The sequence below is a fragment of the Knoellia tibetensis genome (assembly GCF_048606415.1).
Taxonomy (GTDB): Bacteria; Actinomycetota; Actinomycetes; order Actinomycetales; family Dermatophilaceae; genus Knoellia; species Knoellia tibetensis.
Window position 1 is genome coordinate 27184 of record NZ_JBMBWF010000002.1, and the last position, 21837, is coordinate 49020.

Genomic DNA, 21837 nt, shown 5'->3' on the forward strand with positions numbered 1-21837 from the left:
GCGCACGTCTGAGGTGGTGGATGGGTTCGGCGTCCCGGCGCAGGGGGTCGTGACGCCGAACCCGTCCGCCACCGACCGGGCCGGCCGGCGCCGACGGCCCGGTGTCTAGGATCGGTGCATGACGGACGAGCGGCCCGGCGACGAGATCCCGACCGAGGCCGAGCACGAGCTCGTCGGCGTGCCGGACGGGTTCGACCGGCTGTGGACACCCCACCGCATGGCCTACATCACGGGGGAGCGGCCCTCGAAGGAGGCCGGTGTCGGCTGTCCGTTCTGCTCCGCGCCCGAGCGCGACGACGAGGACGGGCTCATCGTCCACCGCGGCGAGCACTGCTACGTCGTCATGAACCTCTTCCCCTACAACCCCGGTCACGTCCTCGTCTGCCCCTACCGCCACGTGTCCCTCTACGTCGACCTCACCGACGACGAGACGACCGAGTTCACCCGCCTCACCAAGTCGGCGCTGCGGGCGCTGGAGGCGTCCTCGGGTCCGCAGGGCTTCAACATCGGCATGAACCAGGGGGCCGTCGCGGGTGCCGGGGTCGCGGCGCACCTGCACCAGCACATCGTCCCGCGGTGGGGCGGAGACATGAACTTCCTGCCGGTCGTCGGCCAGACCAAGGCCCTGCCCGTCCTCCTCGAGGACGCGCGCTCCCGACTCGCCGCGGCCTGGCCGGGGGAGTGAGCGCAGCCCATTAGGCTGACGCCACCATGCTCAACAAGTACGCGCGCCCCTTCTTCACGAAGCTGTTCACGCCGCTCGCCTCGCTGCTCGTCCGCCTCGGGGTGAGCCCCGACGTCGTGACGATCGTGGGCACCCTCGGCGTGAGCCTGGGCGCGCTCGTGTTCTATCCCCGCGGCGAGTTCCTCGTCGGGACCCTCGTCATCACGGCCTTCGTCTTCTCCGACACCGTCGACGGGATCATGGCGCGGGGCTCGGGCCGCTCGAGCACGTGGGGCGCCTTCCTCGACTCCACGCTCGACCGCGTCGCCGACGCCTCGGTCTTCGGCGGCCTCGTCCTCTTCTACGCCGGTGGCCAGCTGCTCCGGCCGGGCAGCACCCTCGAGGTCCGCCCGGGCATCATGGCCGCGCTCGCTCTCGCGTGCCTCATCCTCGGCATGGTCGTCTCCTACGCCAAGGCGCGCGCCGAGGGCCTCGGGATGACCGCCAACGTGGGCATCGCCGAGCGCGCCGAGCGCCTCGTCGCCGTCCTCGTGACCACCGGTCTCGTCGGCTGGTTCCTGCCCGAGATCTTCCTCACGGTCGTGCTCGGCCTGCTCGCCCTCGCCAGCTTCATCACCGTCGTGCAGCGGATGCTCGAAGTCCGCCGGCAGGCGCTGCACGTCGCGTGACGGCCTTCCCTGCAGCCGTGGTCTCCCGGGCCACCGACGCCGTGACCGTGGCCGGCTTCCGGGTCGGCTGGTCCCTCATCCGTCGTATGCCGGAGCGCGCGGCCTACGCGCTCTTCGACCGGATCGCCGACCTCACCGTCGCCCGTGGCGGTGCCGCGCGGATGCGCGCGAACTACGCGACCGTGCGACCGGAGCTCGACGAGGGAGAGCTCGACGCGCTCGTGCGCGACGGTATGCGGGCCTACATGCGCTACTACTGCGAGGCCTTCCGGCTGCCGGTGCTGACGCCGGGCGAGCTCGCCGCCCGGGTGCGCGTCGAGGGTGATGCCCCGGTGCGTGACGTGCTGGGCGAGGGTGGGTCCGTCGTGTGCTTCCTCGGCCACCTCGGCAACTGGGACCTCGCCGGGGCCTGGGGAGCGGTGCACCTCGGACCGGTGACGACGGTGGCCGAGCGGCTCGAGCCCGAGGAGGTCTTCGAGGAGTTCCTCGCCTTCCGCACCGGCCTCGGCATGACGATCCACCCGCTCACCGGCGGTCCGGCGCCCTTCCCGCTGCTGCGCGATGCCGCCCGCGAGCGTGGCCTCATCCCGCTCCTGGCCGACCGCGACCTCTCGCGCGACGGCGTCGAGGTCGACTTCTGCGGCGAGCCCGCTCGGATGGCTGCTGGACCGGCCGCGCTGGCCCTGGCCGGGCGGCGACCGTTGCACCCGGTGTCGATCCGTCACGAGCGGCGGGGGAGCGGCTGGGGGATCGTCATCATCTTCCACGAGCCGGTCGCCGTCCCCCCCTCGGGCACGACCCGCGAGAAGGTCGCGGCGATGACGCAGGCGTGCGCCGACGCCCTCGGCGCGACCGTGCGCACCCACACCGCCGACTGGCACATGCTCCAGGCCGTCTTCACCAAGGACCTCGACCCCGACCGCCTCGCCCGGGCGGGTGCGTCATGAGGATCGGGATCGTCTGCCCCTACGCCTTCGACGTCCCGGGCGGTGTGCAGTTCCACGTGCGCGACCTCGCGGAGTTCTTCCTCGCCCAGGGGCACGAGGTGCGGGTCCTCGCACCGGTCGACGACCCCGAGGCCGAGCTGCCGGCATACGTCATGTCGTGCGGGCGGGCGGTGCCGGTGCGCTACAACGGGTCGGTCGCGCGCCTCACGTTCGGGCCGGTGACCTCGTCGCGGGTGAGCCGCTGGATCGAGGACGGCGACTTCGACGTGCTGCACCTGCACGAGCCCATCACGCCCAGCGCGTCCCTCATGGCGCTGTGGGCCTCGACGGAGCCGGTGGTGGCGACCTTCCACACGTCCAACCTGCGCTCCCGCGCGATGCACGCGGCCAACCCGCTGCTCCGGCCCTCGACCGAGAAGATCCGCGCCCGGATCGCCGTGTCGGAGGAGGCGCGGGGCACCGTGCGGCGCCACCTCGGCGGCGACGCCTACATCATCCCCAACGGCGTCGACACGAGCCGCTTCCGCCCCGACGGTGCCACGACCCGGTGGTCGGGGACGCCGGACCGACCCGTCCTCGCGTTCCTCGGCCGGATCGACGAGCCGCGCAAGGGCCTCGCGGTCATGCTCGCGGCGATGCCGCGCGTGCTCGACGCGCTGCCCGGGGCCCGGCTCGTCGTGGCCGGACCGGGTGACGTCGAGGAGATCTCGGCCGGACTCGACCCGCGGGTGCGTGCAGCGACCGAGTTCCTCGGCGCCGTGTCCGAGGACGACAAGGTCGCGCTGCTGCGGTCGGCGGACCTCTATGTCGCCCCGCACACCGGGGGCGAGAGCTTCGGCATCGTCCTCGTCGAGGCGATGGCGGCGGGGGCGCCCGTCCTCGCGAGCGACCTCGAGGCGTTCACGGCCGTGCTCGGTGACGGGCCGGCCGGACGGACCTTCCCCAACGGCGACGGCGGCGCGCTCGCCGAGGCGGTCGTCGACCTCGTCGGCCACCCCGAGGAGCGGGCTCGGCTGCGTGAGGTCGGGATCCGGCGAGCCCGGTCCTTCGACTGGAACGTCGTCGCCCAGCGGGTCATGGCCGTCTATGAGACCGTCATCGAGGGCGCCGACCACTCGCCGGTCGAGTCGGCCCTGCGGTCGGGGCTCCTGGGGCGCCTGCGCTGGCCGACGAGAGGTGAAGCCTGATGTCCGACATCGACGTCCTCCAGGTCGCGACGATCGTCGCGCTCGTCCTGCTCGCGGTCGCGTGGTACCTCTCCTACTCCGCGTCGCGGCTCGACCGGCTGCACGCCAAGGTCGAGGGGGCGGTCTCGGCGCTGGACGCGCAGCTCGTGCGACGGGCCGAGGCGACCCTCGAGCTCGCGACGAGCGGGGCCGTCGACCCGGCCACGTCCCTGCTGCTCGCCGACGCCGCCAGCGAGGCCCTCGAGCGGCACACGCACCACCCGCTGAGCCACGACCCGCTCGACGGCCAGACGTTCGCCGGCCGCGAGGGGACCGAGACCAACCTCACCGAGGCCCTGCGTGCCGTGCTCGCCGAGGACATCGTGCAAGGGCTCCGGAGCGACCCCGACAGCCCCGGCGCGCTCGCCCTGGCGCGGGTCGAGTCGACCGCGCTGAGGGTGCAGCTCGCCCGCCGGTTCCACAACGACGCCGTCCGCGAGGTGCGCCGGGTGCGGGCCAAGGGTGTGGTCCGGCTCTTCCGTCTCGCGGGCCACGCGGCCCTCCCGCAGCCGGTCGACCTCGACGACGAGCTTCCGCCTGCTGTGGTCGACTGAGCCGGTCCTACACTTGCGGGCATGAGTGAGAACACCCCCGCCGAGAACACCACCGCCGCAGCGTCCCAGGCGTCCCACACGGGCACGACCCGGGTCAAGCGCGGCATGGCCGAGATGCTCAAGGGCGGCGTCATCATGGACGTCGTCAACGCCGAGCAGGCCAAGATCGCCGAGGACGCCGGCGCCGTCGCCGTCATGGCCCTCGAGCGGGTGCCGGCCGACATCCGCGCCCAGGGTGGCGTGTCGCGCATGTCCGACCCCGACATGATCGACGGCATCATCGAGGCCGTCTCGATCCCGGTCATGGCCAAGGCCCGCATCGGTCACTTCGTCGAGGCGCAGGTCCTCCAGTCCCTCGGTGTCGACTACATCGACGAGTCCGAGGTCCTCACCCCGGCCGACTACGCCAACCACATCGACAAGTGGCAGTTCACCGTGCCCTTCGTCTGCGGCGCCACCAACCTCGGCGAGGCCCTGCGCCGCATCACCGAGGGCGCGGCGATGATCCGCTCCAAGGGCGAGGCCGGCACCGGCGACGTCTCCAACGCCACGACCCACATGCGCAAGATCCGCGCCGAGATCCTGCGCCTCCACGGCCTGCCCGAGGACGAGCTCTACGTCGCCGCCAAGGAGCTCCAGGCGCCGTTCGAGCTCGTCAAGGAGGTTGCGCAGGCCGGCAAGCTCCCGGTCGTCCTCTTCACCGCCGGGGGCATCGCCACCCCGGCCGACGCGGCGATGATGATGCAGCTCGGCGCCGAGGGTGTCTTCGTCGGCTCGGGCATCTTCAAGTCCGGCAACCCGGCCCAGCGCGCCGAGGCCATCGTCAAGGCGACGACCTTCCACGACGACCCCGACGTCATCGCCAAGGTGTCGCGCGGTCTCGGTGAGGCCATGGTCGGCATCAACGTCGACGAGATCCCCGAGCCGCACCGGCTCGCCGAGCGCGGCTGGTGACCTCCGGCGGTCCGTCGCGAACCGCCTCCAGCACCTCGTCGACCGCCGTCGTCGTCCCGTCCCGGGACGCGGCGGCGGTCGCTCGTTTCCCAGTCTTTCCCGAACGCCGGAGCCCGGGAGTGGCGGGCCGCTAGCCTCGGCCCATGACGACGATGGGCCGTGGGTTCGACGGCGACCTGGTGCCGCAGCCGGCCGAGTGGCTCTTCGGTGGTTTCGGCCTCCTCGGGTCGTTGCTGCCCGTCCTCGTCGGGTTGGGCCTGCTCGCGCTCTACATCCGCTCGCGGCAGCCACGGGTGCCGCTGACGACGGCGCCCGCGGCATGGGCCGCGGGCCGCGCTCCCTCGGCCGTGGGCGGAAGTCCCATCGGGCAGTGGAACGCGCGGGTGACCCCGCAGGGCTACCGCGAGCAGGACGGCGAGAGCGGGGTCGTGCGCCTCGAGAACGGCTGGTTCGGCTTCCACGTCGCCGGGGTCGCGACGCCCACGTGGATCGTCCCGGTCACCCACCTGCGCGCCGGGCTGCACAGCGTCTTCTCGCAGGCCGAGGTATGGATCGACTCGGAGCAGACCGGGCGGCTCAACCTGACGGTGAGCCACGAGCCGATCGTCATCCCCGTGGGCGGCTCCCTGGCCGACGCGGGTCAGCGCCGCCACGCCGACGAGCTGCTCTGGCTGCTCCACAAGGCCGGCGCGACCATCGACCCCGCCTGACCCACGCACAACTCACCAATTCCTCCCGTTCGGTACAAATGCTCGGTGTACCGAACGGGAGGAATTGGTGAGTTGTGAATGAGGAGGAGGTCGGGCAGGGCGGTTGGGAGAGGGTTGGGCCCGAGGGGCTCGGCGTCAGTGGGGGACGCGGTGCGAGTGCGTGTAGACGCTCATCCGACGCCCGCGGGCGAACGCCACGAGCGTGACCCCGAGCCGGTCGGCTGCCTCGATGGCGAGCGACGACGGCGCCGACACGCACGCGAGCACGGACACCCCCGACACCGCGGCCTTGTGGACGATCTCGAAGCTCGCCCGGCTCGACACGACGAGGAGGGCCCCCTGCGTGGGCAGGTCGGTGACGAGCGCCCCGCCGAGCACCTTGTCGACGGCGTTGTGCCGTCCGATGTCCTCGCGGACCAGCGCGAGCGACTGGACATCGGGGGAGAGCGCGAGGCCGGCACCGTGGGCGCCGCCGGTCTTGGCGAAGATCGACTGCCGCGACTGGAGCTCGTCGAGCGCGGCGGCCACGCGCGCCGCCTCCCACACGACCTCCGGCGGGCGGGCCGCGACCACCGCGTCCACCGCGTCGACGGCCGTCGTGCCGCACAGCCCGCACCCACCGAGCGAGGCGAGGTTGCGCGTCGACGTCACGGCGAGCGCGCTCTCGCGGCCGGGAACCTCGAGGTTGACGACGTTGAGGGTGTCGAGGTCGGAGCAGAACCGCGCCGAGACGACGTCCTCTCGACGGGCGACGATCCCCTCGGCGCGCAGGAGCCCGTGGGCCAGGTCGACGTCGTGACCCGGCGTGCGCATCGTCACCGTGAGGGTCTCGCCGTTGACCCGCACCTCGAGCGGCTCCTCGCCGGCCACGGTGTCGATCGAGCGGGTGACCTCGCCGTCGAGGTCGATCCGCACGACCTTGTGCCGTGACGTGACCCGGCCCATCAGCGCACCGCCGCGGCGCGGGGGGCGGCTGCCGAGGAGTCCATGCGGTCCATCATCCCTCTCTCAGGTCACCGCTGCACGCGTCGCGAACTCGGCCCGCTCGAACTCGCGGCCGTCGAGCACGTCGCGCAGGTGCACCGCCGCGGTGAGCACGTCCTCGTGCGAGAGGTAGAGCGGGGCGAACCCGAGCCGCACGATGTCCGGCTCACGGAAGTCCCCGATGACGCCCCGCGCGATGAGGGCCTGCACGACGGCATACGCCTCGGGGTGCCGCAGGCTCACCTGCGAGCCGCGACGCGCGTCGTCGGCCGGTGTGACGACCGGCAGGTCGACACCCAGGCCGCCGAGGCACTCCACGAAGAACGCCGTGAGCGAGAGCGAGCGTCGCCTCACGTCCGCGACGTCCAACCCGTCGTATGCCGTGAGGGCGCCTTCCAGCGCCGCGATCCCGAGCACCGGGGGAGTTCCCACCCGGGCCCGGGTGATGCCGTCGGCCGCGACGTGGTCCGGCGACATGGCGAAGGGCGTCGCATGCCCGTTCCAGCCGAGGATCGGGTTGGTGAAGGCCGTGAGGTGCTCCGGTGCGACGAAGATGAACGCGGGAGCGCCGGGCCCGCCGCTGAGGTACTTGTAGCCGCAGCCGACGGCGAAGTCCGCGCCGCCGGCGCTGAGGCCGACCTCGACGACCCCTGCGGAGTGGCAGAGGTCCCAGCACGAGAGGGCGCCGGCGTCGTGCGCCGCGGTCGTGATGGCCTCGAGGTTCCACAGCTCGCCCGTGCGGTAGTCCACCTGTGAGTAGGACGCGAGTGCGACGTCCTCGGACCCCGCGAGCCGCGCGACCGCGTCGCCGGGGGAGACGAGCTCGAGGGTGAGGCCGAGCTGCTCGCAGACCCCGCGGGTCACGTGGACGTCGGTGGGGAAGGAGTCGGGGTCGGTGAGGACGACCTGGCGACCGGGACGCAACCGGGCCGCGGCGTGGACCGCCTTGTAGAGGCTCACGGTCGTCGAGTCGCCGACGACGACGGAGCCGGCGGGGGCGCCGACGAGCTCGGCGATGCGGTCCCCCACCCGCTCGGGGGCGGTCCACCACCCGGAGTCGTTCCAGGCCCGGATGAGCTGCTCGCCCCACTGGCGCTCGACCGCGTCGCGGGTCGCCTCGCGGGCGGCGACCGAGAGGGCGCCGAGCGAGTTGCCGTCGAGGTAGACGACGCCGTCGGGTAGGACGAAGTCGTCGCGGCGGTCGGACGAGGAGTGCTCGGCGTCGAGGCTGCGGGCCCGCTCGGAGAGACGCGCGGTGGAGTCGTCGGTCATGACCCGACCCTCTCATCCTCGAGCAGCATGAACGCGAGGTCCGGTCGGTGGTCGGGCAGCCACGGCGGGCGGGCCGTGCCGACGGTGCGCCACCCCCGGCGCCGGTAGAACTCGCCGGCACTCGTGTCCTCGCCCACGACGTCGAGCATCGGGGTGAGGCCCCGACGCCGGATCTCGGCGAGGGCGGTGTCGAGGAGGAGACCGCCGATGCCCGAGCCGTGGCGGTCGAGCGCGACGAAGAGGACCGACACCTCGGCCAGTCCGTCGGCCGGTCGCCCGGTCGCGGCCACCCACTCGTCGCCCATGCGCCCGACGGACAGGTCGGTCACCGACACGTGGCCGACGACCTCCGTGCCGTCGAGGGCCACCCAGGCGGCGAGCTCGCCGGGGCGCACGACGAACTCCTCGGGCGGAAACGGGAGCGGCCACCGCTGCGGGTAGGAGGTCGCTGCCTGCTGTTCGCCGAGGAGGGCGACGAGGGCAGGCAGGTCGTCGGGTCGTCGGGCGCGGGTCGTCACGGGCACGGGCTCACGCTAAGCGGGCGACACAGGGCGCCCACCAGCGGGTTCGCCTCCGTCGTGACCGAACCGTGACCCACCGCAGCCCCACCGCGATGTGTCGCAGGTCACAGAGTGGGTAGGAGAACGCCGTCCGGATGCCGCGCCGGTCGGTTTCGCCCGCTGACAAAGGAGTCGCACATGTCCCCGACCGAGCTCTCACGAGACATCCCCCGCCGCCTGCTGCTCAGTGGCATCGGCGCCCTCGGCGCCAGTGCCGCACTGACGGCCTGTGGCGGGTCGAGCACGCCACCCGGGACCGCGCCGTCGCAGGGCTCGTTCGGGGAGGGCGAGAAGTACGACGGACCGCAGGTCAAGCTCGCCTTCTGGAACGGCTTCACCGGTGGTGACGGACCGTTCATGAAGCAGATGGTCGACGCCTTCAACAAGGAGAACCCCAAGGCGCAGGTCGCGATGAACACCCTGCAGTGGGGCGACTTCTACCCGAAGGTCCCCACCGCGGTGGCCTCGGGTGCCGGCCCCGACGTGGCGATCATGCACATCGACCAGCTGGCCACCAACGCCGCGCGCCGGGTCATCGTCCCGCTCGACGAGGTCGCGTCCGGGCTCAAGCTCGAGGAGAGCGACTTCCAGGAGGTGGTGTGGAACGCCGGCGAGTACAAGGACAAGCGCTACGGCATCCCGCTCGACATCCACCCGCTGGCCTTCTACGCCAACAAGGGCCTCATGGAGAAGGCGGGCATCACCGAGATCCCGACCGACCGCGAGGGCTTCGAGGCAGCCGTCACCGAGCTCAAGGGCAAGGGCGGCGTCGCCACCCCGTTCTGGGTCACCGCCACGTGGCCGGCCCACCTCATCTTCACCTCGCTCATCGCCCAGTTCGGTGGGAGCATCTACGACGAGGAGGGCGCCAAGGCGACCTTCAACTCCGACGCCGGTGTCGAGGCCCTCCAGTGGATGACGAAGTTCATCACGGACGGGGCCAGCCCCAAGAACGTCTCCAACGACGCTCAGGCGGTCGCCTTCCGCCAGCAGCGCAACGCCCTGACCTTCGACGGCATCTGGATGATGAACGAGTGGGCCAAGGTCTCGGGCCTGCAGTGGGAGGCGGCCAAGTTCCCGACGATCGGTGACAAGCCGGCGGTCTGGGCCAGCTCGCACAACTTCGTCGTCACCAGCCAGGCGGCCAAGGACCCCAACAAGCTGGCCGCCTCACGCGCCTTCATCTCCTACATCTCCGGCAAGTCGATCGAGTGGGCGAAGTCGGGGCAGGTGCCGGCTCGCAAGACCGTCCGCGACTCCGCGGAGTTCAAGGCGCTCAAGGTGCAGTCGACGCTGGCCGAGCAGCTGCCCGACGTGCAGTTCCCGCCGTCGGTGCCGGGCATCGGCGACGTCACGACGCCCACCTACGAGACGGCGGTCAACGAGGTCGTCCTCGGCAAGAAGCAGGCCAAGGCGGCGCTCGACGAGGCGGCCAAGAAGGCCGACTCGCTGCTCGAGGCCAACCGGTCGAAGTACCAGTCCTGACATGTCCACGGCGACACCTGTTGCCGCGTCGGAGCGCACGAAGGACCGGCGGCCGGAGGGCCGGACCAAGGCGCCGAACGCGGACCCGGCGGTCATGCGCGCGGGCACCGGCACCGCCCTGCTCTTCCTCGCCCCCTACCTCGTGCTGTTCGGGGTCTTCGTCCTGGCGCCGATCGTCTACGGCCTCTGGATCAGCCTCCACCAGTGGGACTTCCTGCTCCCGGGCAAACCCTTCGTGGGGCTGCGCAACTACGTGGACCTCTTCACCGGGGGGTCGACGACCTCGGGTCCGTTCTGGAGCTCGATGCGGGCCACCGGGATCTTCACGTTGCTCAGCGTCCCGCTGCTCATCGTCCTGCCGCTGGCCCTGGCGGTCGCGCTCAACAAGAAGTTCCGTGGACGCAACATCGTACGGGCCATCTTCTTCGCGCCCTATGTCCTCGGGGTGGCGGTCATCGGTCTGCTCTGGCGCTACCTGCTCGACCCCAACGTCGGCGTCGTCAACTACTACCTCGACCAGCTCGGCATCGACCGGATCCCGTTCACCACGGCGACGCCGTGGGTCTGGCTGGCCCTCGTCGTACCGACGATCTGGTGGACGGCGGGCTACAACATGGTGATCTTCCTCGCCGGCCTGCAGGACATCTCGGCCGACCTCTACGAGGCGGCCGAGCTCGACGGCGCCAGCGCGTGGCAGCGCTTCCGGCACGTCACCCTGCCGGGGCTCAGGCCGGTCATGATCTTCGTCCTCACCATCACGATCCTCGCCAGTGCCAACGTCTTCGGTCAGCCCTACCTCATCACCCAGGGCCAGCCGGGCGAGGAGACGAGGTCGGCCATCATGCAGATCGGTGAGGAGGGCCTGCGCCAGTTCAACATGGGCAGCGCATCCGCGATGAGCACGATGCTCACGCTCGCGCTGCTCCTCGTCAGCGCCCTCAGCCTGTCGTTCCTGCGGGAGCGCACCCCGAAGGAGGTCACCCGATGACCGCAGCCATCGTGGTCAAGGACGACCGCCCGGACGCGGAGGGCCGCCGGCCCGACGACGACGGGACCGCCCGCCGCCCGTGGCGGGCGCTCTTCCTCGCGCTCCTCGGACTGCTCTTCCTCACCCCGCTGCTGTGGATGGTCTCGACGTCGCTCAAGTCGACTGCCGAGGTCTCCCGGGCCGACCTCAACTTCATCCCGGGCGAGGTCAGCGGCGAGGGCTACCAGAAGATCCTCGACGCGCCCCAGACGCCTGTGGCCACCTGGTTCCTCAACTCGATGCTGGCGGCCACCGGACAGACGCTCCTCGTCCTCGTCGTCGCGACGATGGCCGCTTACGCCCTGGCCCGTCTGTCGTTCCCGGGCAAGCGGGTCATCACGGGCGTCGTCCTGGCGACCCTCTTCGTGCCGCCGATCTCGCTGCTCATCCCCAACTACGTCATCGTGTCGAAGTTCGGGTGGCTGGACAGCCTGGCAGCGGTCATCGTCCCCGGTGCGGCCGGAGCCTTCGGGGTCTTCTTCATGAGGCAGTTCTTCCTCGGGCTGCCCATCGAGCTCGAGGAGGCGGCGCTGCTCGACGGCGCCAGCCGCTTCAAGATCTTCCTCACCGTCATCGTGCCGCTCTCGCGGCCCGCCCTCGCGACGCTCGCGCTGCTCACGTTCCTCGCGAACTGGAACGACTTCCTCTGGCCGCTCTACGTCCTCTTCAGCCCCGAACGGCTGACGATCCAGCCGGGGCTGTCCACGCTGCAGAGCGCCTACACGACGGACTACGCGACGATCCTCGCCGGAGGTGTCATCGCGAGCATCCCGGTCCTGCTGCTCTTCCTCATCAGCCAGCGGTTCGTCATCGAGGGCATCGCCCGCGGCGGCGTGAAGGGCTGAGCCATCGACGCCCGAGCCAACGCCGAAGCCGACACCGGCGCGGGGACCGAGCCGACGCAGCCGCTGTGGGACGGCTACTGCGCCGACCCGTTCGTCCTGCAGGACCCCGACGGTCGCTTCGTCATGTTCGGGACCACGCCGGCACCCCTGCCCGGAGGGCGTGCCTTCCAGGTGCTCGTGAGCGACGACCTCGACCACTGGGAGGACGCCGGCGGGGCGCTCGTCCCGCTCCCGGACGCCCCGGACGGAGCGGAGTACTGGGCCCCCGAGGTCGCCCATGCCGAGGGCCGCTACTGGATGTACTACTCCGTCGGCGTGGGCGACGTCGGCCACCGCCTCCGCGTCGCGACGTCGGAGACGTCGACCGGCCCCTACGAGGACCTCGGGATCGTCCTCACACCGGACCTTCCCTTCGCGATCGACCCCTCGCCCTACCTCGACCCGTCGGGGCAGTGGTGGCTCTTCTACGCGACCGACCTCGTCGAGGGGGACCGTCCGGGCACGGTCCTGGCCGTCCAGCGCCTGCTCGAGATGACCCGGCTCGAGGGCGAGCCGACCAACGTCCTGCGCGCCACGGCCGACTGGCAGCGCTTCCAGGCCGGGCGCGAGATCCACGGCGGCGTCCACGACTGGCACACACTCGAAGGCCCGACGGTGCTGGACCACGACGGGGGGTGCCTGCTTCTCTACTCCGGGGGGAACTGGCAGACGCCCGGCTACGGCGTGGCCGTCGCGACGGCGCCGGGACCGCTCGGTCCGTGGCACGAGGACACCGACCGCGGCCCGCTCGTCTCGAGCGCGTCCACAGGTCTCGTCGGGCCCGGCCACTGCAGCGTCCTCACCGACGACCGCGGCACACGGCACCTCTTCCTGCACGCCTGGGACCCCGAGCTGCGACGGCGTCGGCCGCACCGGCTCGAGCTCCACCTCGACGGCGGGAGCGTCACCGCGCGCCCGCCCACCACCTGAAGGCCCCACGCACGACCCGACAAGGACACGGCCATGACCGACAGCACCCCCACCCAGCCACCCGGCCCGGGCCCCACCACCTCGTTCCGACGGGCCCGCACCCTGCTCGCGCCCCTCACCGCCATGGTCGCCCTGCTCCTCGCCACCGCCGGCGCTGCAGCGGCGAGCCCGACGGCCGCGCCCGCGGCTGCGAGCAAGGCCAAGCCCGTGACGACGACCTACGAGAACCCGCTCGCACCGGACATCCCGGGTGACGGAACCGTCGACAGCTGCGCCGACCCGATGATCATCAAGGGCCAGGACGGCGAGACGATCGACGGCAAGCAGGTCTGGTACATGTACTGCACGACCGACCCGCTCAACGACGAGGACGTCGACGCCGCGGGGAACCCCGTCTTCCACCGCATCCCGATGAACGTCTCGACCGACCTCGTCAACTGGACCTACGTCGGCGACGCCTTCCCGCTCGACGGTGGAGACACCCCTGACTGGATCGGACCCAGGGCCGCCTTCTGGGCGCCGGAGGTCGTGTACTCCGAGGCCACTGACCAGTACTACCTCTTCGTCACGGTGACCGACACCACGGCAGCAGGCGGGGGCTCCGCCGACCCGAACTGCACGGGTGACAGCGCGATCGGTGTCGCCGTCGGCGACAGCCCCACCGGTCCGTGGACGTTCACCGACGCGCCCGTCGTGGCACCACGCTCCAACGGCCCCGGGTGCAACTACTTCTGGACCTACGACCCCGACGTGCTCGGAGACACCGTGGGCAGCCAGGGCGTCCTGTACTACGGCTCGTACTACGGCGGAATGTTCGCCACGCCGATCACCTTCGGCCCCGGTGACCAGGTCAGCACGGGCACGACGGCTGACGACACCCAGATCGCGATCGCCAACCGCTACGAGGGCGCCAACGTGGTCTACAAGGACGGCTACTACTACCTCTTCGCCTCCGCGACGAACTGCTGCAACGGTGCCCTCACCGGCTACAGCGTCTTCGTCGGGCGCTCGACGAGCCCCTACGGTCCCTTCCTCGACCAGGAGGGCAACTCGTTCCTGGAGGCCAACGTCGGCGGCACGCCGTTCCTCACGATGAACGGCAACCGTTGGATCGGCACCGGCCACAACTCCGTCTTCGTCGACGAGGGCGGCCAGTGGTGGACCGTCTACCACGCGGTCGACCAGGAGGACCCGTTCTACGCCTTCCAGACCGGCTTCACGAAGCGACCGGCCCTGCTCGACCCGGTGGACTGGGTGGACGGCTGGCCCGTGGTCAACGGCGGCTACATGGCCTCCGACACCAAGATGCCGGCACCGGCCGCGCAGCCGGGGGAGCGGACCCGCTACCGCCCCAAGCTCCTCAAGCCCGACACGGTCAACCGGCTCATCGACCGCGACGAGTTCTCCGGCAGCACCCTCGACGGAGACTGGTCCTGGGCTGAGGGACGCGTGGGTGACGCCGCCGTCACCGACGGGGTCCTCCGCTGGGAGGTCGAGCACACCGACCTCTACGTCGACAGCAACACTGCCTCCGTCCTCGTCCGCGACGCGCCCTCGGGTGACTACGTGGTCGAGACGAAGGTGCGCCTCGAGGGACTGCCGGACGACGGCTGCTGCTTCAACTACGCGCAGGCAGGCCTGGTCATCTACGAGGACGACGACAACTTCATCAAGCTGACGAGTGCCTCCATCTGGGAGACGCGCCAGACGGAGTTCGCCAAGGAGCTCAGCCCGGTGCCCGAGGGGTGGAGCCGCTACGGCAACACCGTCGTCGGTCCCCCCGGGGACGACGATGACCCGGTTGCTCAGAGCGACTGGACCTACCTCCGCATCGTCGTCGAGCGCCTCACGGGCGCCGAGCAGGCTGCCGCGGGCGGGGACACGGAGCGCTACACGGCATACACGAGCCAGGACGGCACGACATGGGTGCGCGGCGGCACGTGGACGCACAGCCTCGGACAGGACGCCCTCATCGGTCTCGTGTCGATGGGCGCGACGGACCAGGTCACGTCACCGATCACCGCGGAGTTCGACTACGTGCGGGTCTACGGCCTCAAGGGCACGGCTCGACCCCAGCCCTGACCGGGCACCGGCGTCCGCCGCCTCCTCAGTCGAGGAAGCGGCGGACGTCGATGTGCTCGTGCCCCTCGTGGATGTGCTCGACCATGCGCTCGCGCACGGACTCGTCGAGCTCGATGCCCACCTCGTCGAGCGCGGAGTCCAGCTCCTCGCGCACCGTGCCCTCGGTCGCGCCCTCCTGCCAGGAGAGCACACGGTCGAGGACCGCCTGCAGCGCCTCGACCCTCGCCTCGACGACCTCGTTCGCGTTCTCGTCCCGGGATGCTGGTGTGGTCATCGCTCCACACTAGGCGGGCGGCGTGCCCCGTGACGGGGTGGCCGTCGGCGACACCGCGCCGGTGTCGGCCGGGTGGGCCCTCACCGCAGCGTCAGGCGCCCTCGGCCAGCATCTGTGCGAGCTTGCGCTTGGGCACGCCTCCGAACTTCTCCCTGACCCGCAGGACGTGGTTGCGCGCCGTGCCGATGGAGATGTGCAGCTCGTCTGCGATCTCCTGGGCCGTGTAGCCCTGTGCCGCCAGGGTCGCGACCTCGCGCTCACGGGTCGTGAGCCCGGCGGTGGAGACGAGCCGCTGGCTGGCCGGCACGGACGGCAGGTCGTGCCCACGGTGCAGACTCCGGTCGCGCAGCACCGCCGCCATCGACCGCTCGGCGCCGTGGGCCTGGAAGAGGTCGATGGCGCGCCGGCGCAGGGCGTTGCCCGTGGCCATGTCGGGCGCGACCCCGGCGGCGGCGTGCAGCAGCCGACCGACGGTCACCGGCTCGGGCAGGGCCGCGAAGCGCTCCGCGGCCTCGAGCAGCAGTCCATGCCCACCGGAGCCGCGGACGAGCCCCTCGACGGCGAGGCGCACCGCCGTCCCCCGGGGGTTGGTCGGCCACAGCGGCGCCATCGTCTCCAGAGCAGTCCGGGCTCGCTCGGGATCCTCCTGCGCCATGACGAGGACGAGGTCCTCCCACCCGAACCGCACGCCCATCCCGGCGGCCGTGTCGAGTGCCTTGTCGACGTCGCGCAGGGGAGCGGGCTCCCGTCGGGCGACCCTGTGGGCGGCTCGCACGGACAGCGCCAGCCAGAGCATCTGCTCGTCGAACTCGATGTGCCCGAGGGAGTCGTCGAGCACCTTGGGGTCCGGGCGCCCCTCTCGCTCCAGCGCGACGGCGCCCAGCACGATTCCCGCCATGCCCGTCGCCATCTGCGGTCGCCCCAGCCGCGCCGACCTCGCCGACGCAACGGCCGCGTCGAGGTCACCGGTGCGCCACTGGACGAGGGCCTCGACCGCCGCGAACTTGCGTGCCCACGTCGTTCCGTGAGCCAGCAGCTTGCCCTCGCGTGCCACGCGCGCGGCCAGCGCGTAGTCGCCGTGCCCGTATGCCGTGTGCGCCCAGTTGAACTGGTTGAGGCTCGCGATCTCGGCGGTCACCGCATCAGGGCTGGACGGGAGGACCTCGGCGGCGTCGCGCCAGTGCTCCAGCGCCTCGGGACGGTCGAGGTAGGTCTCGCAGCCGGCGAGCCGACCGGCGCAGAACGCGATGGCCCAGGGGTCCTTGGTGCGGCGGGCCAGTGCCAGGCCCTCCCTGCCCACCGTGACGCGGTAGTCCCCGCTCAGACCGTCCTCGCGGGGCCAGCAGAGCTCACCCAGCGTCACCGCCTGGCCGCGGAGGTCACCGGCCAGGCGGAACTCCGAGAGTGCCCGCATGAGGATGTCGGGGGTCTCGGCCGCCGTCCCCGCCCGGCCGCGCGTGAAGAGCAGCGCTCCGCGCGCATCGGGCGAGCCGACCTGCTCGGCCAGGGCCTCGAGGAACGGGTGTGCGTCGAGAAGCTCGCTGCCCCAGGCGCTGACGACGACCGCCAGCTCGCCGATGGCGACGCGGTCGTCGTCCAGGGCGTCGGCCGGCAGCGCCGCCGCCGTCCGAACGAGGAGGTCGAGGGCGGCCGCGGTGTCGCCCCGCAGGCCCATGCCCTCGGCTTCGCGCAGCACCGGGCGCAGGCCGGGGGAGACGCTGTGGGCGAACGAGGCGAGGGCCGACCGCGACGAGACCCGCCTACGGCTCGTCGGCGCGGCCTGCCGACGCGGGGCAAGGGGGGTCTGAGCGGCCATGTGACGAGGATATAGGCAGTTTTGACAGGTCCGCTCACGGCTCGGGAGGGCGTTTGCTTGTCCTCTGGCACGCACCCCCTGACGTGCCACGTCTGTGGAGGATGTTCATGCGATCCATGACCTCGAGGGCCGTGGCCCTCTCGACCGCCGCCCTGGTGGCCGCCGCGCTCGCCACGACCGGCACGGCGTCGGCGTCGACACCCGGCAGGACCACTCTGGAACCACCGTCCAGCGGGAACTCGAGCCGGGTGACCTGGACCGGCGGCCCGTACTCCGGTGCAGTGCTGGCGCCGGAGTCGTGCACGCCCACGACGTGCGACTCGCACGCGGTGGACCTCACGATCCCGACTGACCACTGGGACTCGCACGAGGGTGGCGTCGAGATCGCCATCAGCTGGGCCTCGGCCTCCGACGACTTCGATCTCTATGTCGACGACTCCTCGGGACGCCAGGTCGGCTCCAGCGCCTCCGGCAACACGACGAGCGAGTCGGTCGACCTGGGCACCCTCGCCCCCGGCTCGTACACGGTGCGTGTCGTCCCCTACGCCACCGCCGGCTCGAGCTACACCGGGACGGCGACCCTGGAGAGCACGGCGCTTCCCACGGGCATGAAGTACCCGGAGTCCCGCAAGGCGGTCGAGGACGAGCTTGTCGTCGACTACCCGCTCAACGTCGTCTTCGTCGGTCGCCGCCCCAGCGCCGCCGAGGTCGCCGAGCTCAAGCAGTGGACCCCCGCGAAGTACCGCCCGACCGTGTCCACCAAGACGTCCGCCTCGGGTGAGCCGACGCAGGTCGGCGCCGGGCTGCTCAACTGGAACAAGGACCACTTCGAGGGCGCCCCCTACTTCCAGGGCATCACCTACAACTACAAGATCAACGTGCTCGCAGCCACGGACGAGTACGCCAAGGCCCTGTTCCAGGTCGCCGAGGACGCCACGGCGAAGGCCCAGACCTACCACGCCGGTGCCGCGAGCACCCGCACGGCGAACCAGGTGAAGTACGACGCCGCCTTCGGCGCCCACCGCGTCACCGCCAAGGGCGGCGACCCGGCATACAAGGTCACCGACCCGTCGAAGACCGACCTCGTCGACGCCTACGCCGTGGAGGACTGGATCTTCCAGAGCCGCTACGACACGAAGTGGGCCTGCGCCTTCACCAACCTCGAGACCGGCGCGTGCTCCAACCCCTCGGTCGTCAACCCGGACAAGGGCGCCTACCACGACCCGTACTACGACAAGAACGGGCTCAACCTCGACCGCATGCCGCAGGGCCCGAACCAGGGGTCGTCGTTCTTCTTCCTCGACACCTTCACCCCGGACTACGCCAAGGACTACTTCCGCCCGAACGCCTACCACACCTACGGCACCGACAAGGTCATCGACGGTGGCATCGTCCCCAAGGCCGTCGAGGAGGGCGGCTCGTGGCGGATCACCGACCCCGACACCGGTGACTGGGACGGCATCGACTACGCCCGCACGTGGGGTGGCCGCTACCGGTTCCACTTCATCGACCTCGGCGCGGCCCCGAACGACTACGAGGCCTCCACGTGGGCCGGCAAGGGTCTGGGCATGTCGAGCGACTACCCGCACGGCGACCCGCCGGTGTGGCAGTACGCGTCCGACCCGCTGTGGAAGCAGCAGGGCGACACCTGCGCCACCGACGGCACCCCCGTCGCCGGCATGGACCTGCCCTACAACAACAACACCCCGTGCCGCATGATGCCGCGCCTCGCGCGCGACGTCGCCTACGGCCTCTTCTTCCGGTCGACGGCAGGGTTCCTCTACCGGCCGATCCCGCGCGGTGACACGTACTGGCTCGCGGTGTCGAACTGGACCGACTTCTACTCGCGGCCCCAGTGGGTCAACGGCCAGCTCACCAACGCGCCGTACTACGGCACCTGGTGGACCGACATGGACAAGCTCTACAAGATCGGCGACGTCTCCGGCGGCACGAAGCAGGACGACACCCTGCGCTGGCTGTCCTCGGCGACGCCCTACGCGCGCTGGGTCGGCCGCAAGAACGAGACGATCCCCCTCTACGACCCCACGAACAACCAGCCCACGGGCGAGGTGCTCGACACCTCCCCCAAGTACGCGGACCTGCCGGCTCCCTCGCACCACGTCCAGACCAAGGACGGTGCCACGAAGGTGCCCGAGCCGCTCCACGACGGGCACGACCACCACGCCCACTACGGCGACAAGAGCGTCAACCTCACCGCCGTCCAGGAGGCGCTCGAGAAGGCCAAGGCGACGGGTTCGGGCCTCGGCCCGGGCTACGACGGCGCCGTGTCGCACGAGTCGTTCCGCGACTTCATCGACGCCCACCCCGACGGCATCGCGGACCAGGTCGAGGGCGTCAACACGATCCCGGCTATCAACGTCGTGTTCGAGAAGGCCTTCACCTGGGCACTCCCGGCCATCGTCGGCGGCATCGCTGTCGGCACCGCGGACGGCGAGGCGTGGGGCGTCATGAACAACGTCAACGACCGCTTCAAGTCGAGTGCGTCGCACTACCCGGGCGTCCAGCCCGGTGACGCCCCGGGGTCCAAGCGCTCGATGACCGACACCTCGCTCCCGACCCAGGACAGCGGTGGCGGGTTCAGCTACACCATCGAGCACGAGGCCGCCCACAACCTCGGCCTGAGCCACCCGCACGACGGCTCCTATGGCGTCGACCGGTGCCCCGCGGGGCACCCGCAGGCGGGGCAGTGGGAGTGCTACTGGCAGGGCCTGGGCTGGATGTACGACGTCTCGGCCGCACCGACGACGTACGCGATGTCCTACCGTCCCTACGAGGTCGAGGACCAGGACCAGCTGCAGCGGGGTCACACCGCCGAGTACCTCATCGGCGCGCAGGACGCGCTGCGCGAGCGCCTCTCCGACGAGGCTGCGGCAGGTCGGACCACCCCGTCCGACGCGTGGAGCGCCGACTTCTCCAGGATGAAGCAGTGGCGCACCCAGGCCGGTGAGCTCTTCCGCAAGGGCGACTACCTGCACTCCGAGTACGCCGCCCGCAACGCGGCCCTCGCTGCCCGGGGCGTCCCGCAGACGGCGGCCAACACCTCGGCCCCCAAGCTCGTCGAGGCCGGCCAGGTGTTCTACTTCACCGTCAACCCGCAGGGCGACGGCCGACCGGCCGCCGCTGCGAACGTCAAGCCCACCTCGGTCACGGCTGCCCAGCCGGAGCGCAAGCAGACGACGCTGTCGGTGGCGGTCACGAACGCCGGCGACGCCGCGGCTGCTGGAGTGGTCGTCGAGCTCTTCGACGGGTCGACCTCCCTCGGGAGGACCGCACCGGTCGATCTGGCGGCCGGCGCGAGCACCACGGTCACCAAGGTGTGGGACACCAAGGGCGTCCAGGGCGACCGTGCGCTGCGTGCGGTGGTCGACCCGGCCAACGCCGTCAAGGAGTCGAACGAGGCCGACAACTCGCTGAGCCGCACCGTGACGATCCGGGGCAACCGGGTGGTCAACGGTTCCTACGAGGCCTCCACGTCGGGCACGTCTCCCGACGCCTGGACCTCGTCAGGCTCGACGACCTACGACGGCACCGGCGCCCACGCCACGGACGGTCAGAAGGCGGTCGGACTCACCGGCGGGCTGACCGGAGGCAGCTGGTCGAGCGCCCCGGTCGACGTCGCCGCAGGGTCGACGTACTCACTGGCGATGTCCGCCACCGGTGGTGCCCCGGCGGTGTCGGCGACCTTCCTCGACGGCGCGGGCAAGGTCGTGAGCAAGATCGCCTCCGTCGACCTCGTGGTGAGCAAGATCGACGAGTCCGTCAGCAAGATCGACGAGTCCGTGAGCAAGATCAGCGGTGGGGCGGTGAGCAAGATCAGCGGTTCCCTGTCCGTACCGGCGGGTGCCTCCCGCGTCGTGCTCACCACCAAGGCCCCGGCCACCCTGCCGGCCGGTTCCACCCTCTGGCTCGACGACGTGTGGGTCTGGTGACCGCCACGGCCTCGTGACGAGGTGGGGCCCAGCCCACGGACCAGCGGTGACCTCCACGCCGCCGGCCCGTGGGCTGGGGCTCGTCCACGTCGGCATAGGGTCGGGACGTGACCGCCCACCCCACCATCGGAGTCCTCGCCGTCCAGGGCGACGTGCGCGAGCACGTCCGCGCGCTCGAGTCCGCCGGTGCGACGGCGGTTCCGGTCCGGCGCCCGAGCGAGGTCGCGGAGATCGACGGACTTGTCATCCCCGGCGGCGAGTCGACGACGATGGACAAGCTCTGCCGGATCTTCGAGCTGCGCGACCCCCTCGTTGAGCGGCTGCACGCGGGGCTTCCTGCCTACGGCTCGTGCGCCGGCATGATCATGCTCGCCGACCGCATCCTCGACGGCCACCGCGACCAGCAGACCCTCGGCGGTCTCGACATCACCGTGCGCCGCAACGCCTTCGGACGGCAGGTCGACTCCTTCGAGGAGGACCTGCGCATCCGCGAGCTCGGACCCGAGCCGGTGCGTGCCGTCTTCATCCGAGCCCCGTGGGTCGAGGAGGTGGGGGAGGGCGTGCAGGTCCTCGCGAGCGTCCACGTCGGGGGAGCGGACCACCCGGTCGCGGTCCGCCAAGAGAACCTCGTTGCCACGAGCTTCCATCCCGAGGTCACCGGCGACCACCGCTTCCACCAGCTCTTCGTCGACATCGTCCGCCACGCCTGACCCTGCTGCTTGCGTCCGGCAAGGTGGTGGGTATGCCGTCACGTCGCCGAACGTTGCAGCTCACGCTGGGCTTGCGTCCGGCAACGTGGTGCCCATGTCGTCACCTTGCCGGACACAAG

General features: G+C 71.2%; 19 protein-coding genes. 14 read left to right on the top strand and 5 right to left on the bottom strand.

Features of this window, described 5'->3' with window-relative positions; genetic code table 11:
• Positions 1-118: 118 nt before the first annotated feature.
• From ACOJV7_RS11955 to ACOJV7_RS11985, 7 genes are all read left to right on the top strand, one after another.
• On the top strand, positions 119-685 hold the full coding sequence (locus tag ACOJV7_RS11955; protein ID WP_420190432.1) for an HIT family protein: 567 nt from the start codon (positions 119-121) through the stop codon (positions 683-685).
• A 26-nt stretch (positions 686-711) separates the two neighbouring features.
• A complete protein-coding gene (gene pgsA / locus ACOJV7_RS11960; RefSeq protein ID WP_420190433.1) occupies positions 712-1353 on the top strand; it encodes a phosphatidylinositol phosphate synthase in 642 nt (213 codons plus the stop codon).
• Between the two features lie 17 nt (positions 1354-1370).
• Positions 1371-2300 (top strand): phosphatidylinositol mannoside acyltransferase, encoded by a 930-nt coding sequence (locus ACOJV7_RS11965; protein WP_420190434.1) that lies wholly within the window; start codon positions 1371-1373, stop codon positions 2298-2300.
• Positions 2297-3487, top strand: a complete 1191-nt coding sequence (locus tag ACOJV7_RS11970; protein WP_420190435.1) for a glycosyltransferase family 4 protein — start codon at positions 2297-2299, stop codon at positions 3485-3487. The genes ACOJV7_RS11965 and ACOJV7_RS11970 overlap by 4 nt, the downstream gene beginning before the upstream one ends.
• Entirely contained in the window at positions 3487-4080 is a 594-nt protein-coding gene (locus ACOJV7_RS11975; protein WP_420190436.1) for a hypothetical protein, read from the top strand. The genes ACOJV7_RS11970 and ACOJV7_RS11975 overlap by 1 nt, the downstream gene beginning before the upstream one ends.
• Before the next feature lie 21 nt (positions 4081-4101).
• A complete protein-coding gene (gene pdxS / locus ACOJV7_RS11980; protein ID WP_420190437.1) occupies positions 4102-5034 on the top strand; it encodes a pyridoxal 5'-phosphate synthase lyase subunit PdxS in 933 nt (310 codons plus the stop codon).
• 143 nt (positions 5035-5177) lie between these two features.
• The gene (locus tag ACOJV7_RS11985) at positions 5178-5744 is read left to right on the top strand and encodes a hypothetical protein (protein WP_420190438.1); all 567 of its coding nucleotides are present in this window, start codon (positions 5178-5180) and stop codon (positions 5742-5744) included.
• Between the two features lie 135 nt (positions 5745-5879).
• Here ACOJV7_RS11985 and fdhD read toward each other — a convergent pair whose 3' ends face one another.
• The 3 genes from fdhD to ACOJV7_RS12000 all read right to left on the bottom strand — a co-directional run bounded on the left by fdhD (position 5880) and on the right by ACOJV7_RS12000 (position 8524).
• Positions 5880-6689 carry a formate dehydrogenase accessory sulfurtransferase FdhD gene (gene fdhD, locus ACOJV7_RS11990; RefSeq protein ID WP_420190440.1) on the bottom strand — a complete coding sequence of 270 codons (810 nt, stop codon included), beginning with the start codon at positions 6687-6689 and terminating at the stop codon, positions 5880-5882.
• A 63-nt stretch (positions 6690-6752) separates the two neighbouring features.
• A complete protein-coding gene (locus tag ACOJV7_RS11995; RefSeq protein ID WP_420190441.1) occupies positions 6753-8000 on the bottom strand; it encodes a kynureninase in 1248 nt (415 codons plus the stop codon).
• Positions 7997-8524, bottom strand: a complete 528-nt coding sequence (locus ACOJV7_RS12000) for a GNAT family N-acetyltransferase (protein ID WP_420190442.1) — start codon at positions 8522-8524, stop codon at positions 7997-7999. The genes ACOJV7_RS11995 and ACOJV7_RS12000 overlap by 4 nt, the downstream gene beginning before the upstream one ends.
• Before the next feature lie 174 nt (positions 8525-8698).
• Between ACOJV7_RS12000 and ACOJV7_RS12005 the strand changes: the two genes are divergently transcribed.
• From ACOJV7_RS12005 to ACOJV7_RS12025, 5 genes are all read left to right on the top strand, one after another.
• Positions 8699-10045, top strand: coding sequence for an ABC transporter substrate-binding protein (locus ACOJV7_RS12005; protein ID WP_420190443.1), 1347 nt, complete (start codon positions 8699-8701; stop codon positions 10043-10045).
• 1 nt (position 10046) lies between these two features.
• Positions 10047-11033 (top strand): carbohydrate ABC transporter permease, encoded by a 987-nt coding sequence (locus tag ACOJV7_RS12010; RefSeq protein WP_420190444.1) that lies wholly within the window; start codon positions 10047-10049, stop codon positions 11031-11033.
• A complete protein-coding gene (locus ACOJV7_RS12015) occupies positions 11030-11917 on the top strand; it encodes a carbohydrate ABC transporter permease (protein ID WP_420190445.1) in 888 nt (295 codons plus the stop codon). Before ACOJV7_RS12010 ends, ACOJV7_RS12015 begins: the two co-directional genes overlap by 4 nt.
• 63 nt (positions 11918-11980) lie before the next feature.
• A complete protein-coding gene (locus ACOJV7_RS12020) occupies positions 11981-12886 on the top strand; it encodes a glycoside hydrolase family 43 protein (RefSeq protein ID WP_420190777.1) in 906 nt (301 codons plus the stop codon).
• Positions 12887-12919: 33 nt separating this feature from the next.
• Positions 12920-14968 carry a family 43 glycosylhydrolase gene (locus ACOJV7_RS12025; protein ID WP_420190446.1) on the top strand — a complete coding sequence of 683 codons (2049 nt, stop codon included), beginning with the start codon at positions 12920-12922 and terminating at the stop codon, positions 14966-14968.
• 25 nt (positions 14969-14993) lie between these two features.
• Here the strand turns inward: ACOJV7_RS12025 and ACOJV7_RS12030 are convergent, their stop codons facing one another.
• Both ACOJV7_RS12030 and ACOJV7_RS12035 read right to left on the bottom strand, forming a co-directional pair.
• Positions 14994-15242: a hypothetical protein gene (locus tag ACOJV7_RS12030; RefSeq protein WP_420190447.1), complete on the bottom strand. Its 249-nt coding sequence runs from the start codon at positions 15240-15242 to the stop codon at positions 14994-14996.
• Positions 15243-15333: 91 nt separating this feature from the next.
• The gene (locus ACOJV7_RS12035) at positions 15334-17058 is read right to left on the bottom strand and encodes a helix-turn-helix transcriptional regulator (protein ID WP_420190448.1); all 1725 of its coding nucleotides are present in this window, start codon (positions 17056-17058) and stop codon (positions 15334-15336) included.
• 107 nt (positions 17059-17165) lie between these two features.
• Here ACOJV7_RS12035 and ACOJV7_RS12040 point away from each other — a divergent pair, with 107 nt between their 5' ends.
• Both ACOJV7_RS12040 and pdxT read left to right on the top strand, forming a co-directional pair.
• On the top strand, positions 17166-21008 hold the full coding sequence (locus ACOJV7_RS12040; RefSeq protein WP_420190449.1) for a CARDB domain-containing protein: 3843 nt from the start codon (positions 17166-17168) through the stop codon (positions 21006-21008).
• 107 nt (positions 21009-21115) lie between these two features.
• Positions 21116-21718 (top strand): pyridoxal 5'-phosphate synthase glutaminase subunit PdxT, encoded by a 603-nt coding sequence (gene pdxT, locus ACOJV7_RS12045; protein ID WP_420190450.1) that lies wholly within the window; start codon positions 21116-21118, stop codon positions 21716-21718.
• Positions 21719-21837: the final 119 nt, after the last annotated feature.

Excerpts from the sequence above, each read along its gene's own strand:
- ACOJV7_RS11955 (WP_420190432.1), top strand. The coding sequence starts at position 119 with ATGACGGACGAGCGGCCCGGCGACGAGATCCCGACCGAGGCCGAGCAC.
- fdhD (WP_420190440.1), bottom strand. The coding sequence starts at position 6,689 with ATGGGCCGGGTCACGTCACGGCACAAGGTCGTGCGGATCGACCTCGAC.
- pdxS (WP_420190437.1), top strand. The coding sequence starts at position 4,102 with ATGAGTGAGAACACCCCCGCCGAGAACACCACCGCCGCAGCGTCCCAG.
- ACOJV7_RS12040 (WP_420190449.1), top strand. The coding sequence starts at position 17,166 with ATGCGATCCATGACCTCGAGGGCCGTGGCCCTCTCGACCGCCGCCCTG.
- ACOJV7_RS12025 (WP_420190446.1), top strand. The coding sequence starts at position 12,920 with ATGACCGACAGCACCCCCACCCAGCCACCCGGCCCGGGCCCCACCACC.
- ACOJV7_RS12005 (WP_420190443.1), top strand. The coding sequence starts at position 8,699 with ATGTCCCCGACCGAGCTCTCACGAGACATCCCCCGCCGCCTGCTGCTC.
- ACOJV7_RS11970 (WP_420190435.1), top strand. The coding sequence starts at position 2,297 with ATGAGGATCGGGATCGTCTGCCCCTACGCCTTCGACGTCCCGGGCGGT.
- ACOJV7_RS12030 (WP_420190447.1), bottom strand. The coding sequence starts at position 15,242 with ATGACCACACCAGCATCCCGGGACGAGAACGCGAACGAGGTCGTCGAG.
- ACOJV7_RS11995 (WP_420190441.1), bottom strand. The coding sequence starts at position 8,000 with ATGACCGACGACTCCACCGCGCGTCTCTCCGAGCGGGCCCGCAGCCTC.
- ACOJV7_RS11975 (WP_420190436.1), top strand. The coding sequence starts at position 3,487 with ATGTCCGACATCGACGTCCTCCAGGTCGCGACGATCGTCGCGCTCGTC.
- ACOJV7_RS12015 (WP_420190445.1), top strand. The coding sequence starts at position 11,030 with ATGACCGCAGCCATCGTGGTCAAGGACGACCGCCCGGACGCGGAGGGC.
- ACOJV7_RS12010 (WP_420190444.1), top strand. The coding sequence starts at position 10,047 with ATGTCCACGGCGACACCTGTTGCCGCGTCGGAGCGCACGAAGGACCGG.
- pgsA (WP_420190433.1), top strand. The coding sequence starts at position 712 with ATGCTCAACAAGTACGCGCGCCCCTTCTTCACGAAGCTGTTCACGCCG.
- ACOJV7_RS11985 (WP_420190438.1), top strand. The coding sequence starts at position 5,178 with ATGACGACGATGGGCCGTGGGTTCGACGGCGACCTGGTGCCGCAGCCG.
- ACOJV7_RS12035 (WP_420190448.1), bottom strand. The coding sequence starts at position 17,058 with ATGGCCGCTCAGACCCCCCTTGCCCCGCGTCGGCAGGCCGCGCCGACG.